At 65.9% G+C, this 13,116-nt stretch carries 11 protein-coding genes; all 11 read right to left on the bottom strand.

Annotated features, from left to right (window positions below; all coding sequences use genetic code 11):
- Window positions 1–2: 2 nt before the first annotated feature.
- The 11 genes from A5681_RS19395 to A5681_RS19345 all read right to left on the bottom strand — a co-directional run bounded on the left by A5681_RS19395 (window position 3) and on the right by A5681_RS19345 (window position 13,093).
- Window positions 3–1,559: an MlaD family protein gene (locus A5681_RS19395; RefSeq protein ID WP_067278694.1), complete on the bottom strand. Its 1,557-nt coding sequence runs from the start codon at window positions 1,557–1,559 to the stop codon at window positions 3–5.
- Window positions 1,553–2,722, bottom strand: a complete 1,170-nt coding sequence (locus tag A5681_RS19390; protein WP_067278691.1) for a virulence factor Mce family protein — start codon at window positions 2,720–2,722, stop codon at window positions 1,553–1,555. The genes A5681_RS19395 and A5681_RS19390 overlap by 7 nt, the downstream gene beginning before the upstream one ends.
- Window positions 2,719–4,272 carry a virulence factor Mce family protein gene (locus A5681_RS19385; protein ID WP_067278688.1) on the bottom strand — a complete coding sequence of 518 codons (1,554 nt, stop codon included), beginning with the start codon at window positions 4,270–4,272 and terminating at the stop codon, window positions 2,719–2,721. The genes A5681_RS19390 and A5681_RS19385 overlap by 4 nt, the downstream gene beginning before the upstream one ends.
- Window positions 4,269–5,828 (bottom strand): virulence factor Mce family protein, encoded by a 1,560-nt coding sequence (locus A5681_RS19380; protein WP_067278685.1) that lies wholly within the window; start codon window positions 5,826–5,828, stop codon window positions 4,269–4,271. Before A5681_RS19380 ends, A5681_RS19385 begins: the two co-directional genes overlap by 4 nt.
- Window positions 5,825–6,865, bottom strand: a complete 1,041-nt coding sequence (locus tag A5681_RS19375) for a virulence factor Mce family protein (RefSeq protein ID WP_067278681.1) — start codon at window positions 6,863–6,865, stop codon at window positions 5,825–5,827. Before A5681_RS19375 ends, A5681_RS19380 begins: the two co-directional genes overlap by 4 nt.
- Window positions 6,862–8,169 (bottom strand): MCE family protein, encoded by a 1,308-nt coding sequence (locus A5681_RS19370; protein WP_067278678.1) that lies wholly within the window; start codon window positions 8,167–8,169, stop codon window positions 6,862–6,864. Before A5681_RS19370 ends, A5681_RS19375 begins: the two co-directional genes overlap by 4 nt.
- 6 nt (window positions 8,170–8,175) lie before the next feature.
- Window positions 8,176–9,045: an ABC transporter permease gene (locus A5681_RS19365; RefSeq protein ID WP_067278674.1), complete on the bottom strand. Its 870-nt coding sequence runs from the start codon at window positions 9,043–9,045 to the stop codon at window positions 8,176–8,178.
- A 1-nt stretch (window position 9,046) separates the two neighbouring features.
- Window positions 9,047–9,760 (bottom strand): MlaE family ABC transporter permease, encoded by a 714-nt coding sequence (locus tag A5681_RS19360; RefSeq protein WP_369830318.1) that lies wholly within the window; start codon window positions 9,758–9,760, stop codon window positions 9,047–9,049.
- Window positions 9,761–10,514: 754 nt separating this feature from the next.
- Window positions 10,515–11,183: a TetR/AcrR family transcriptional regulator gene (locus A5681_RS19355; protein ID WP_067278926.1), complete on the bottom strand. Its 669-nt coding sequence runs from the start codon at window positions 11,181–11,183 to the stop codon at window positions 10,515–10,517.
- Window positions 11,184–11,336: 153 nt separating this feature from the next.
- Window positions 11,337–11,642, bottom strand: a complete 306-nt coding sequence (locus A5681_RS19350) for a hypothetical protein (RefSeq protein WP_067278665.1) — start codon at window positions 11,640–11,642, stop codon at window positions 11,337–11,339.
- Between the two features lie 122 nt (window positions 11,643–11,764).
- On the bottom strand, window positions 11,765–13,093 hold the full coding sequence (locus A5681_RS19345; protein WP_067278662.1) for an acyltransferase family protein: 1,329 nt from the start codon (window positions 13,091–13,093) through the stop codon (window positions 11,765–11,767).
- Between the last annotated feature and the right edge of the window lie 23 nt (window positions 13,094–13,116).

Here is a 13,116-nt window from a genome sequence, read left to right as displayed (position 1 = left end):
CTCTACCGGCCGGTCGACGGCGCCAGCATGTCCTTCCAGCCGTCGTCTCCGGTCTTGCTCGAGTTCTCCACCGCGTACTTGACCCCGTCGGGCCCCACCAGTTCGCCGCTCTGCGGGAGGTAAACCGCCGGGGGAGGGCCGCCGGGCGTGTAGACGCACGGATTCGGTTGCTGCCCATTGCATTCGACGGTGCCCGATCCCGGCCGTTTCAGCGGATCGCTGGTCGGCGGGGGCGTCCCCGCGACCCTGTCGGCGGGCGCTGGATTGAGGCCGTTGTTCACCGATGGCGCGGGCATCACCAGCCCCGGTTTCACGGGCTGGTCGCAGCGCGCCGCCGGCGCCGGGCAGGTCACAATCTGGTTGGGGTCGCCGTACCACGGGTTGGTTCCCAACGGGACGTACGGTTTGGGGTCCCGGCACTCCCGTGGCGTCGCGGCGCGTTTACCCGGGACGTCGACGCATGGCAGGTTGCGCGCGCCGCGCACGGCGTTGGAGGGAGTGTCCTGCGGGATCTTGCAATAGGTTCCGGACGGCATCGGCGCGAGGCTGGTGTCCGCGGGAGACCGCCACTCGGCTGCCGGGAGAAACCCGGTCAAACACGGCGGGGGCTGGTTGATCGTCAGCGAGGTGCCCAGTGATGCGTAGCCCGGGAAGGCGGACGTGACGGTCTGGCCCTCGGAGGCGCCCTGCGGGTAGGCGACCAGGAGTTGCTCGACGCCCTTGTGGTACCGCTTGAGCATGTCCAGCACGATCTCGAGATTCGCCAGCGTCTGCGGCAGCGACTCGCGGATGTCGCCGAACACCTCGTTGACCTGATCGGCGGTCGGCGCCGCCTGGGTCAGGATGCTCTGCACGTGCTGATCGTTTTCGGCGCTCTGGGCGGCCAGGGTGTCCAAGTTGTGTGACCAGCGCTCGATCGAGTCACCGGAGTTGACCTGGCTGTCGATGACCGGCCCGGAATTTTGGACGATGTCGTTGATATCGGAGAGGTTGGTCTTGAAGTCGCCTGCGATGGCCTGCGTCGCGTCGACCAGGCGTTGCAGCGCGGGGCCCAATCCGCCGACGGCTTGGGCTGTTTCGTCGAGCAGCGAGGCGATCTTGTCCTTCGGCAGCACGGCCAGCCCACGGTTGGCCGCGTCCAGCGCCGGCCCGATCTCGGTGGGTATGGTCCCCTTCGTGATGGTCTGACCGGGCGAGAAGTATTGGCCCGGGTTACCGACCGACACCAGGTCCAGATACTGCTCACCGACCGCCGACACCGAATGCACGTTCGCCGACGCGTCGATCGGGATCCGGTAGCGGTCGCCGATGCTCATGGTCACCCGCGCGCCCGTCGCGGTCGGGTCCACCGCGGTGACCGTGCCGATGGTCTCACCGCGATAGGTCACGTTGGAGGTCTTGTACAGCCCGCCCGAGGCGGGTAGGTCCGCCTTCAGCGTGTACTGCCCGATGCCAACCGCGCTGGGGATCTGTAAGTAGTACCAGCCCAGCGCGACCGCCGTGATCGCGGTCAGGATGGCGAACGCGACCAGCTGGCGTTTGATGAAGCGGGTCAGCATTGCCTGTCGGCCCTTTCGACCAGCGGGCCGCCCGGAACGTCATTGGGGTTCGGCGTGTACCGGACATCGGGGATCATCGTTTCGGGGTCGCGGCCCCACGATTGTTCGAGCGCGCGCAGCGCTCCGGAGAACCCGGTCCCGGTGAGGACCGCGTTGTCGACGGCGCTCATGGTCAGGTCGAGCGTCAGCGACAGGTTGAAGTAGTCGCCGCGGAATGCCTTGGGCACGGCGTCGATGTCGAACGGCCGGACGAGGATCAGCTTGAGGGCGCGAATCAGGTAGGGCGCGGCCCGGCCGAGTTCCCGCAGCGGGCACTGCAGCGACTGCAGGTCCTGGTGGATGTCGCCCCGGGCGGCCGACAGGTATTGGTCGGCAACCCCACCGAGCCGCCCCGTCGCGTCGACCGCGTTGATCAGAAGATTCTGTTTGTCGGCGAAATGCTTGAGCAGGGGCGGGAATTCGGTGAGGACGCGATCCAAGACGTCCGAGCGGGGGCCCACGTACGCGAGCAGCCGGTTGGTCGAATCGATGGCCCGGGTGATGTCGGCGCGCTGCTCGTCGAGCCGGGCGGTGAAGGTGTCCAACTTGCCGAGGAAGGCGCGGATCTGGTCTGCCCGGCCGTTGACGATGTTGTAGACCTCGTTCTGCAGCACTTCGAGGTTGGGGATGCCGCCCCCGTGCAGCACGATGGCAAGACTCGCCAGCGTCTGCTCGGTGGTGGGGTAGGTGGACGCATTCTTCAGGGGAATGGTGTCGCCGTCCCGCAGCGGCTCCGGGGAGGGGTTGGGCGGCGCCGCCAGCTCAACGTGCTGGGAACCCAGGAGGCTGGTCTGACCGATCTTGGCGGTGGCGTTCCTGGGTAGCTTGACGTTCTTGCCCAGCCGCAGCGTCAGCGTCGCGACCCAGTTCTTGAGCTCGATCGCGCGGACCGTGCCGACGAAGACGTCGGCCACTCGCACCCGGCTGTTGTCGTTGAGGGCCAGCGTGTCGGGCATCTGGACGTAGACGGTGTAGGAGCCCGGTCCAGAGCCCGGACCGCCGGGCATCGGCACATTCGCGATCCCATGCCACTTCGCGCACGACGTCAGCACCGCCGCGGCGCTCAACACGGCGAGCCCCTTCCAGGTCAGGTGCCGGACACGAATAGCCAAGGCGCGCATCATGATCCCGCCCCCGCAGCGGCGGCCGGCGTCGGCGCGACCGGGCCCGGCACCACTCCCGGCCCCGGCGGCGGCGGCGGGATCGGCACCTGCGGCGCCCGCAGGCCGATCGGCGGCACCACCGGGTTCTCGTCGTAGGCGTTCGGCGGCCCCGGCGGGGTTTGCAGGCCCGGGGGCGGGGGCGCGGCGTCAGGGCCGCCCATCAGTTCGGCCAGAGATTCGGGGGTCATCAGGCCCCCCGTCACCGGCCCCACCTGGGTGCCTTGCATGCCCGGGGCGGCGACCCAGCCGGGCTGGGTGTTGCGGTGCGAGAACGGGGTGTCGGGCACCCAGATCCCGGGCACCGTCGTGTCTTTGTACCCGTTGGGCGGTTGCAGCCGGGGTTCGGAGTAGGCGATTTCCTTGGGCAATGCCTCGGCGGTGCTGAACAGGTTCAGCCCGAACGGCAAGTAGTTGAACTTGATCGCATCGAGGATCGGCGCCAGGTATTGCGCGCACAATTCGGCGGATTCCTGGTAGCCCAGCCGGCTGCCGGCCTGAATCATGCTGCACATGAACTGCATTGGGTTGGCGAAGTTGGGGATCGCCGGGATGGACATGACGGCGCCGTGTGACGGGTGGTAGATCTGGCTGAGATTCGTCTCGAGCGTCGGCAGGACGTGCAGGGCGGTCTCCAAGCCGTTCAGCGGGTCGGGCTGGACCAGCGTGGTGGTCAGGTTGGCGAGGTTGTCGATGTCGTGGGCGAGCACCTCGCGGTTCTTGTCCAAGAACGGGCGCAGCGTGGAGAGCAGGCTGTCGAACTGCTGGATCGCATTGGAGAGGTCGCGGTCGGACCCGGTCAACTTGTCGGTGAACTGGGCCAGGTTTTTGTTCAGCGCGACGAATTGCTGGTCGTCTTTGTGCAGGGCGTTGACGAACTGCGCCAGGCTGCGCACCACCGCGAAGAAGTCGCCGCGGCCCTCGTTCAGCGCGGTGAGCGACCGCGACAGGCTGTTCAGTGTGGTGTTGATTTGCTGGCCCTTGCCGGACAATCCGTCCGCGAACGACTCGATGGCCTCACCGAACGGGCCCTTGGGTTGCTCGGGCGTCGGGCCGAGTTTGGAGATGATGTTGGCGACGCTTTCGCGCAGTTCGTCCCACTCCGTCGGCATCTGCGTACGCTCAATCGGAATCACCGCGTTGTTGCCCATCACCGGCCCGCCCTTGTAGGGCGGCTCCAGCTGAATGCTCCGCGACGCCACCAGGGTTGGGTTGACGACCACCGCGGACGCGTTGGCGGGCACCTTGTACTTGTTGTCGTAGTGAAACGTCACCTTCATCTTGTCGCCGGCCGGCTCGATCTTGTCGACCGAACCCACGCGCACGCCCATGATCTGGACCTTGTCTCCGGAATACAGCGCGTTCGCCGTTGGGAGGTAAGCGATTACGGTGTTGGTGGTCAATTTCTGGTAGAGCCGCCAGCCGACGATTCCGGCGACGAGGGCCAGCAGCACCACCAGCGCCCCGACGACGGTCCGGCGCTGCGGTTTGCGGATCTGCAAGACGCTGCTCAATTCTGGTTACCTCCCGTGATACCGCTGCCCCCCGTGCCGCCGGGGTTGATGAGCGGCGCCGGCAACTGCTGTCCGGGTCCCGGCGGCGCCTGCGGCCCGGGCGGGAGTACGGGAGCGAACGCCGACGGCGGTGGGGTGGGGCCCGCGGGTTGCAGGTTCTCGGTGCGCGCCCCCGGCGGTGCCTGGATGGGCAGTGGCACCGGTACGCCCGGGACGTCGGGAGGCGACTCGCCCGGCCGCGCGGCGATCGGGATGCCCGGCGTCGGCGGCAGGCCGTTCGGGTTCGGTGGTGACGTCGCGACGTCGATCGGGGCCGAGAAACTGCCGCCGAAGGCGCCGACGTCGACGCCCGCGCAGGGCAACGGGTTCCACGGTCGCGGCAGCGCGTCAGCCGGTGGCGTGTACGAGCACGCCGTTCCCGGCGGCACCGCCGGCCCCGGATGATCAGGGGTTCCTTCCAGCACCGGGGGCGCGGGCGGCGGTGCTCCGTTGGGGAACCGGGTGCCGTTGGGATCGGGCCAGCGGAATTCGGGGAGCCCCGCGCTGCGCCAGAAGTCCTCCGGATCGATACCGCGCTTCTTGAAGGCCGCGTCGACGAACGGTTGCAAGATCCAGTACGGCAGCAGATTGGACAGGACAATCTTGAAGTACGGCCCCGACGCGACCGATTCGCCTAACGACGCCGCGAATTGGCTGACGTACGTGAGGGTTTGAGCCAGATCGTCCTTGCGCGCCACCAGTACGTCGCTGATGGCGCGTAACTGCTCCAAAACCGGATTGAGGTTCGGGTTGTCGTTGATGAATCCCTGCACCTGGGCCGAGAAGGCGGAGATGTTCTGCAGTAGCGTGCCGATCGCGTGGCTACGTTCGTTGAACGCGACCAGCAGCGTCTTCGCGTTGACCAGCAGCCGGTTGATCTGTTCACTGCGGTCCCCGAGCACGCTGGCCACTTGATGAGCCTGGGCGAGCAGGTGCTTGATCTGCTCGTCGCGTTTACCGATGGTGTCGGAGAACCTGGTTAGACCGTCGAGCGTGGCACTCAGGTGCGGATAGGTCTGATCGATCGTCTGCGACAGAACATTCAGCGACTGCTTGACCGTGTCGATGTCCCAACCGGTGGCGGCCTTGGTGACATCGAAGGCGGCGTCGTAGAGCTGATAGGGGGTAGTGCTTTGGCCCAGCGGTAGCACGGCACCCGGTCGCAACGTCTGCGTTCCCCGCGGCTCGATCTCGAGCACCTTCTTGCCGAGGATGGTGTCGGTCTTGATCGCGAGCCGGCTGTCGCTGCCAATGGTGTTGGCGCCGATGTTGAATTTGATCCGGACGTGGTCTCCGTCGATCTCGAACGCCTCCACCTTGCCGACATTCACGCCGGAGATACGCACCTTGTCGCCCTTGTTGAGTTGACCGGTGTCGGTGAACTGCCCGTAATAGCTGGGGCTGGCGAACATCATCGGGATGCTGGTGAAGCTTTGGCCGACGGCGACGACGAGCACCAGCACGGTGATCCCCATCAGCCCGACCCGGTTGCGGTTGAACTCCGTCAGCGTTCTCATTGCGGCGTGCACCTACCGGTGGGCTGCTGCCAGATCCGGACCGTGCGGACCGGGCCGCCGGGCTGCAACCCGTTCCACCTGATGCTGAGGTCGCACAGGTAGAAGTTGACCCAGTCTCCGTAGAGGCCGATGCTGCGCCCGATCAGGTTGAGGGCGGTCGGCGTCTTGTGGATCAGATCGCCGAGTTGATCGCGTTGGTCGACGAGCGGCTGTTGCAGAGCCTGTAGGTAATTGATGGCCTTGTGCAGCAGCGCGCGGTTGTCCGCGAGGAGGTCGGCCACCGTTCCGGCGGCGTTGCTGATGTTCGCGGTCCCGGCCGCCAGCGGGTCCGCGTGGTTTTGCAGGCCGGTGATCAGTCTCTCGAAGTTGTCGACGGTCTGGTCGAATTCCTTGCGATGCCTGACCGTGGTGTCGAGCACAACATTCAGGTTCTTGATCACCTCGCCGATCGCCTGGTCGCGCTCGGCGATGTGTGAGGTCAGCTGGGCGGTCTGATCCAGGATGTCGTTGATGGTGCCGCCCTGGCCCTGAAAGACGGTGATGATGGCCGACGCGATGGTGTTGACCTTTTCCGGATCGAGCGCCCGAAACAGTGGCTTGAATCCACCGATCAGGGCGTCGAGATCGAGCGCGGGCGCCGTTCGGGACAGCGGGATGAATCCGCCCGGCGGCAGCACCTTGTCGCTGCCGTCGCCCTCGCCGCGCTTGAGCTCCAGGTAGCGGTCGGCGAACAGATTGAGGTAGCGGATCTGCGCGGTCGTCGACTGGTAGAGCGGTATCGAGCGGTCGACATTGAAGTCCACCATTACGCGCTGGCCGCCGTCGATCAGCCGCACCGCTTTGACCTTGCCGATCTCCACTCCGGCGGCGCGCACGAACTGGCCGTTCTTGAGCCCGGTGGCGTTCTTGAACTCCGCGGAATAGCTGTTGGTGCTGTTGAAGCGCATCTGGGCGAACACCACGACGATCGACACGGTGATCAGTAGCAGCACCAGCGAAACGATGCCGAGCTTGATAGCGGAGCCGGTGATTTTCATGGGTTGATCGTGTTGTCCCCGACTTGGCGGCCCCAGACGTACTCGATGGCGTACGGTGAGCCGGTTTCCAGATGGTTGTAGGGCGCGAGGCTGGCCCCGGTGTCGACCACCAGACTCGGCGCCGGCCACAGGTCATGGGTGATCGCCTGCCAGCAACCGGGCGCGCCGCCGGGCCCGCCGCGCGCGTTGACACGCGGCAGATTGTCCGGGTACACAAAGGGATTCGGCGCCCCGCCGACCAGCCCGGCTAGGGTCAGGAGGCCCATGGTGGCCGCGGTGCCGGCCAGCCCGGGAAGCGTCAGCATGCCGCCCAACCCCGACGTCAGCTCGGTCATGGTCCTCAACGCATAACCGTTGCCGCCGCCGGTGGTCGCATAGGCCGCCGGTTCTTCGTCGTAGTAATTACGGATGGTGCAGAAGATCTCGGGGCTGTAGGTGTCGAACAACTGGGCGGTGGGCACCAGATCGGCGGCGCCGCGCTGCAGGTAGGGCCCACCACGCTTGAAAATGTCTTCGCCGGTGTTGCCCAACCCCGCCGCCGACAACAACGCGGAATCCAGGTCGGCTTCCTGCCGGTGCAGGGTGCGCGCCGTAACCACGGAGTTGTTCAGCGCGTTGAGCAGATCCGGCGCGGCGTTTGCATAGACGTCGCCCAGCGCCGCGAGCTGTTGGATGTCATGCCGGATCTGCGGCATTTGCGGATTGATGTCGTCGAGGATGGCGTTGGCGTTGACGATCGATTGCCCGAATTTGTCGCCCAGCCCGGTCAACGCCTGCGCGGCCGCGGCCAGTGTCAGGTTGACCTTGACCGGATCAAGCTTCTCGGTGATCGAGGTGAGCGTTTCGAACAGGGTATTGAACTCCGTTGTCACCGACCTCGCATCGATCACATGCTGTGGGGTGATGCGTTGCGGCGTAGGCTTTTTCGGCGAGGTCAGCGACACGTACTTGTTACCGAAGACGGTGGTCGCCTTGATATTGGCGTCCACATTGGCCGGGATCAGGTCGATCCACTTCGGATTCACGTTCAAGACGAACTGGGCGGCCGGTATGCCGTCACGCTCGATCTCCGAAATGCTGGCCACCCGGCCGATTTCCACGCCGTTATAGGTGACCTTCGAACCCGGATCCATCACCAAGCCGGCCCGGGGCGCCAACATCGTCAACCGTGTCGTCGGCGTGAGCTGGCCCCGAAACTGCAACCACACGAATCCCAACACCACCGCCGACACGATCAAAAAGATCAGCGCCGTCGTCCGGTACGGCGGAATGCGTTGCGGGTTCTCTTTCACCGGGGTCGTCATGGGCGGCTACACGGTGAGGTTGAAGTTCGGGGTCTTGCCGTAGACCGCCATCGCGGTCAGTACGACCACCACGACGATCGTGATCAACGACAGGCGCATCGACCGGCCGACCGCTTCGCCGACGCCGACCGGCCCGCCGGTGGCGGTGTAGCCGTAGTAACAGTGGGTGGTCATCACGACCACCGCGACCAGGATCACCTCGGCGAACGACCAGCCGACGTCGTTGAGGCGCAGGAACGTGTGGAAGTAGTGGTTGTACGTGCCGATGGACTGCCCGTACAACAAGACGGTGGTGACCTGCTGGGACAAGAACGCCATGGTCATCGCCAACCCGTAGAGCGGGACGATGACGATCAGTCCGGCCACCACCCGGGTGGACGCCAGGAAGGGGACCGATCGAATGCTCATCACCTCGAGCGCGTCGATTTCCTCGCTGATGCGCATGGCGCCCAATTCGGCCGTGGCGCCCGCGCCGACCGTGGCGGCGAGCGCCTGACCCGCGGCCACCGGCGCCACGAACCGCACATTCACCAGTGCGGCCAGGAAGCCGGTGAATGCCTCGACACCGATGTTGCCCAGCGTCGCGTACCCCTGAATGGCGACCAGCGAGCCCGCGGACAGGGTGATGAAACCGACGATGGCGGCGGTGCCACCGACCACCGCCATCGCGCCGGTGCCCATTCCCATCTGGGCCACCATGCGGAGCAGCTCCTTGCGGTAGCGGTGCACGGCGAATGGGATCTGCCCGACGGCGCTCAGTGCGAACCAGACCATCTGCCCGATCTCGACCAGTGGCCGGGACGGGACATCCCCGTATCGGATGACGAAGGCGCTCGTCCGCGGAAAGCGGACGCGGAGGGCTGCAGCGGTGGACACGTCAGCGTCCCGTCCCGAACCGGACGCCGATGGTGGTCAGCGCCGCGTTCACCGCGAACAGCGCGATGAAGCACAGCACCACCGTCTCGTTGACGGCCGTGCCCAGGCCCTTCGATCCGCCGCGGACGATCAGGCCGCGGTAACAGCCGACCAGGCCGGCGATCAGTCCGAAGGTCGCGGCTTTGATGAAAGCGATCAACACCTCGGGCAGGCCGGTGAGCGCCGTCAGCGTGGAGAGGTAGGCACCGCTCGAGACGTTCTGCAGGTAAACGCTGAACAGGTAGCCGCCCCCGAGGCCGACGGCGACCACGAGGCCGTTGAGCAGCACCGCGACCAGGGTGGAGGCGACGACCCGGGGCACCACCAAACGGTGGATCGGGTCGATGCCGAGCACCTCGAGCGCGTCGATTTCCTCGCGGATGGTGCGCGCGCCGAGGTCGGCGCAGATGGCGGTGCCACCCGCGCCGGCGACCACCAGCACCGTCACGATCGGGCCGAGTTGGGTGACCGCGCCGATCGCGGCACCGGCGCCGGATACGTCGGCGGCGCCGATCTCTGCCAGCAGGAGGTTGAGGGTGAAGATCAGCAGCACGGTTTCCGGGATGGACACGGCGATGGTGGGCAGCAGCGACACCCGCATGAGAAACCAGCCATTCCAGATGAACTCGCGCCATTCGAACGGCTGTCTCAGCGCTTTCCCGGTCAGCACGCACATGCGGAAGAAGCCGCCGGCGACTTCCGTCCCGGGCCGAATCCGCCTGCCCAATTTGCTGGCAGTCAGCTGTGTGGTAGTCATGCGTGCCGTCCCGGACGTGACCGCGCAGCGAGGCGTCCCCGTTCCGCTGCGTCGTCAGGCCGGCGAGGCGCAGTCACAGGCAAGCCATCGCGATGGTGACCGTGTTCCCGGTTAGCGGGCCGGTTCGGTGCGCGGCCGTCATCCGCAAAACGCGATACTGCAAAGGGTTTCGAATGCGACGGGGCAGGGCAGTGTTCCTGACTTCTTCGCCCCGGGTCGTGATGCGTCAACGGTTGGTGCCACAGATAGCGTGCCGCGTCGGCTGCTTGTCGGCGCCAGTCGAACCGGCGATCCCGCCGCCCGACCCTCTCAGATCCCACCCTTCGGCTGCATGCCGCCCGTGTTTGCGCCACGCACCACTATGGCATTAGACCGTACGGTCAGTCAATAACCGACGCGCGCGGCGGATTCTCGTCGCTCGCGGACACGCGCATGGCGCGGCGTCGATTAGCCGTCATCTTATGGATACCAGGGACTTTGAGGGTTATCGGTTTGACCACCACAAGACCGATAGGGCACGGCCACCGAAAAGCGCTCCCATCTAAACCGACCTGGCGTACAGTATGGGTGGTTGCTCTTCGCGCGTCGGCCGACGCCGAATCGGCGCCCGGGGGAGTGCCAAGGGGAGTATTGGCAAAGGGCCAATTACGGCCCGGTGCAATGGCGTTCGCGGTTACTCAGCCGCGCCCGTGACCGCGACGAGGCATTCACGCACCACCGAGACGACCTCTGCGGACGGGCTTGCCCATTTACCCAACCCGAGGCGGTCGAGCAGCAACCCGCCGAGGAATACATCGACGAAGGCGGCCCCGACCTGTTCTGGAGTGCGGGAATCGGCGGGGCCGAACCACACCCACATCCACTCGAGCGATCCCCACAGCTGCAGTGCCGCCAGTTCGACGTCGACGGTTCGGAAGACTCCGCTGTCGATCCCGCTGCGGATCTCGTCAATTGCCAAATTTTGCAACTGGATCCGCAACTTGCGGACTTGCTGCATCGCCGGGTCGTCGGACAACTGAACCACCTCGCGCTGGCTTGCCACCGTCGCTTCACGGGCGACCACCTGTAGCAGTGCGGAGGTGTAGATGATTGCGGCGATGCGTTCCTGCGGTGTTTCGAGCCGCGACCACGCCATCTGCACCGCATCGAGTTGGCGCGCCAGGTGGGTTTCCTCGAGCTCGCGCAACATCTGCGCCTTGGTGCCGAAGTGATGAACGATGGTGCCCTTCGACATGCCGAGCTCGTCGGCGATGTCGCCCATATTCGTTCTGTCGTAGCCGCGTTCGGCTACATAGCGGACAAACGCGTCGAAGATCTCGCCACGCCTACCAGGTCGAGGCATCTCCATCCTTCGGCTCAAACTAACCGTACGAACGGTCTATCATAAGCTCGGCGATGTCAAGAACCCGCCATTCGCGCTACCGCGGCGACAAGCGTTGCGCGACGCGTCGAAAACTGGCGCGCCGGGACCCGCTCGGTCCGTAGGGCGGGGCGTCTACAGCGCCCTGTGGCCATTCAACCTATCGGGTGCGGTGACGACATAGGTGTTCGCCTTGGCTGCCGGCTTGATCTCACCGGCGGTGTACACGGTCATGAGGTCTCTGCCATCGCTATCGACGACGCACACGTAGGTGTCGGTCTCGGCGTCGTAGTCGAAGCTGTCCCAGGCCAATAGGAAGGCCAAGCAGTTGCCGTCGCGGTCCGCGACGACGAGCTTGTGCACTCCCGAGTTCCGTAGTAGCTCGGCGTCTTCCGCGCGGTGCTGGGGGACCTGGCTGGTGTGGAGCGTGGCGTGTGACATCGGTGTACTCCCTTAGCGAGGATGTCTCCCTTTAGCCTAGGCTCAACTGCTTCAGTACCGGCGAGCCTTGGCGGAAACGTTTCTCTCCGATCACGGAGCCGACCAGGGCACTAGGGCCCATCTCAAGGGGTCGTAAGTCGCTTACCCGAAGGGAGCGTGTCCCGGGTTCTGGGCCGCACCGCCACCAACACGACGCCTGCGGCGAACAGGGCCGCGGTCGGCCAGGAGAATCGCCCGTTCGGCGCGAAGCCGCCCTGCGCCAACAAATGCAACCCGGCGGCGGCCAGGAGGGCGCCGGTCAACATGATCGCCTCGGCAAAGCGGTCGCCGAGCGGCAGCCCGATCGTGGGCAGCGGAACCGCGAAGACCCGCCGCTGCCACCAGAGCAGCAGTAGTTCGGCTGCGGTCACCACGCCGAGGATCGTGATCCACTCCAGTCGCACCAGCCACCACGCCACCGAACCCTCGGGTGGTTGCGGGATCAGTCCCGCCGGATAGGCGACGATCGCGACGATGACCACCGGGATCATGTGCCACAGGTAAAGGGCCATCACGTTGGCGTTGGCGGTGGACAACACGCGGTGCGCCGATCGATGGTGCAGGACCCGATCCAGTGCCGCCGCCAACGCCATCGCCAGGCCCGCTTGCGTGCACCCGAAGGCCATCATCGCCACGGTCGGCGGGGTCGTATTCTCAATCGCTTCGCCCGGAACGCCGATCATGCTCACCGGATAAGGCCCCACCCGGATCAACAGCACCAGAGCGACGGCCGAACCGGCAGCGAGCAGCACCGGCCGGCGGCCGGACAACAGGCCACCCTGCCAGGCGATCCCGAGCTGGTAGAGCAGGCCCCAGCACAGCAGATAGTTCAGCGTTCCGATGTACGGGACGTGGCCCGCGAGCGAGACGGCGTCGACCAGCACGACTCCCGCGGCCAGTGCCAACGGGACCAGTAGGCCCCAACGTTTATGCGCCGCAACGGCAATCGGCGTCAATGACACGACAAGCACATATACGGCGAGGAACCACAGGTGCATGGCCACCGCCCAACCCGCGTATTCCAACACCGTGCCGGGAAGACGTCGGACCTGGAGGATCACCACGATCACCGAAACCAGCGCAACGTAGACCGTGGTGGGCCCCAGCACCCGAGCGAGGCGGTGCCGGATCCAGGCCTGGCGCGAGAAGCTTTCGGCGTCGCGGCGGTGAGCCCACGACACCGCCCCGGCATAGCCGGCCACGAAGAAAAACACCGGAACCGCCTGGAAAATCCAGGTCAGCCACTGGGTCCATGGCATGTCGAGCAGCGGGTTCTCGCGGCCGAATTGCCCGTCGTGGTAGGTCACCGAACCGGCCAGCCAGTGGCCCAGCACGATGAGCACCACGCCCGACGCGCGGTAGTAGTCGACCGCCAGATTGCGGGCCGGTCGCCCGGTCTCTACGTCGTCCATCGGATCGCGGCGAGATCGATGCG

This window comes from Mycobacterium scrofulaceum (genome assembly GCF_001667885.1).
Classification (GTDB): Bacteria; Actinomycetota; Actinomycetes; order Mycobacteriales; family Mycobacteriaceae; genus Mycobacterium; species Mycobacterium scrofulaceum_C.
Note: the sequence above shows the minus strand (reverse complement) of the source record. Positions and strands in the feature narration are given on the sequence as shown.

Coding starts and splice junctions, on each gene's coding strand:
- A5681_RS19395 (WP_067278694.1), bottom strand. CDS start 1,559: ATGCTGACCCGCTTCATCAAACGCCAGCTGGTCGCGTTCGCCATCCTG.
- A5681_RS19390 (WP_067278691.1), bottom strand. CDS start 2,722: ATGATGCGCGCCTTGGCTATTCGTGTCCGGCACCTGACCTGGAAGGGG.
- A5681_RS19380 (WP_067278685.1), bottom strand. CDS start 5,828: ATGAGAACGCTGACGGAGTTCAACCGCAACCGGGTCGGGCTGATGGGG.
- A5681_RS19375 (WP_067278681.1), bottom strand. CDS start 6,865: ATGAAAATCACCGGCTCCGCTATCAAGCTCGGCATCGTTTCGCTGGTG.
- A5681_RS19370 (WP_067278678.1), bottom strand. CDS start 8,169: ATGACGACCCCGGTGAAAGAGAACCCGCAACGCATTCCGCCGTACCGG.
- A5681_RS19360 (WP_369830318.1), bottom strand. CDS start 9,760: ATGTGCGTGCTGACCGGGAAAGCGCTGAGACAGCCGTTCGAATGGCGC.
- A5681_RS19355 (WP_067278926.1), bottom strand. CDS start 11,183: ATGCCTCGACCTGGTAGGCGTGGCGAGATCTTCGACGCGTTTGTCCGC.
- A5681_RS19350 (WP_067278665.1), bottom strand. CDS start 11,642: ATGTCACACGCCACGCTCCACACCAGCCAGGTCCCCCAGCACCGCGCG.
- A5681_RS19345 (WP_067278662.1), bottom strand. CDS start 13,093: ATGGACGACGTAGAGACCGGGCGACCGGCCCGCAATCTGGCGGTCGAC.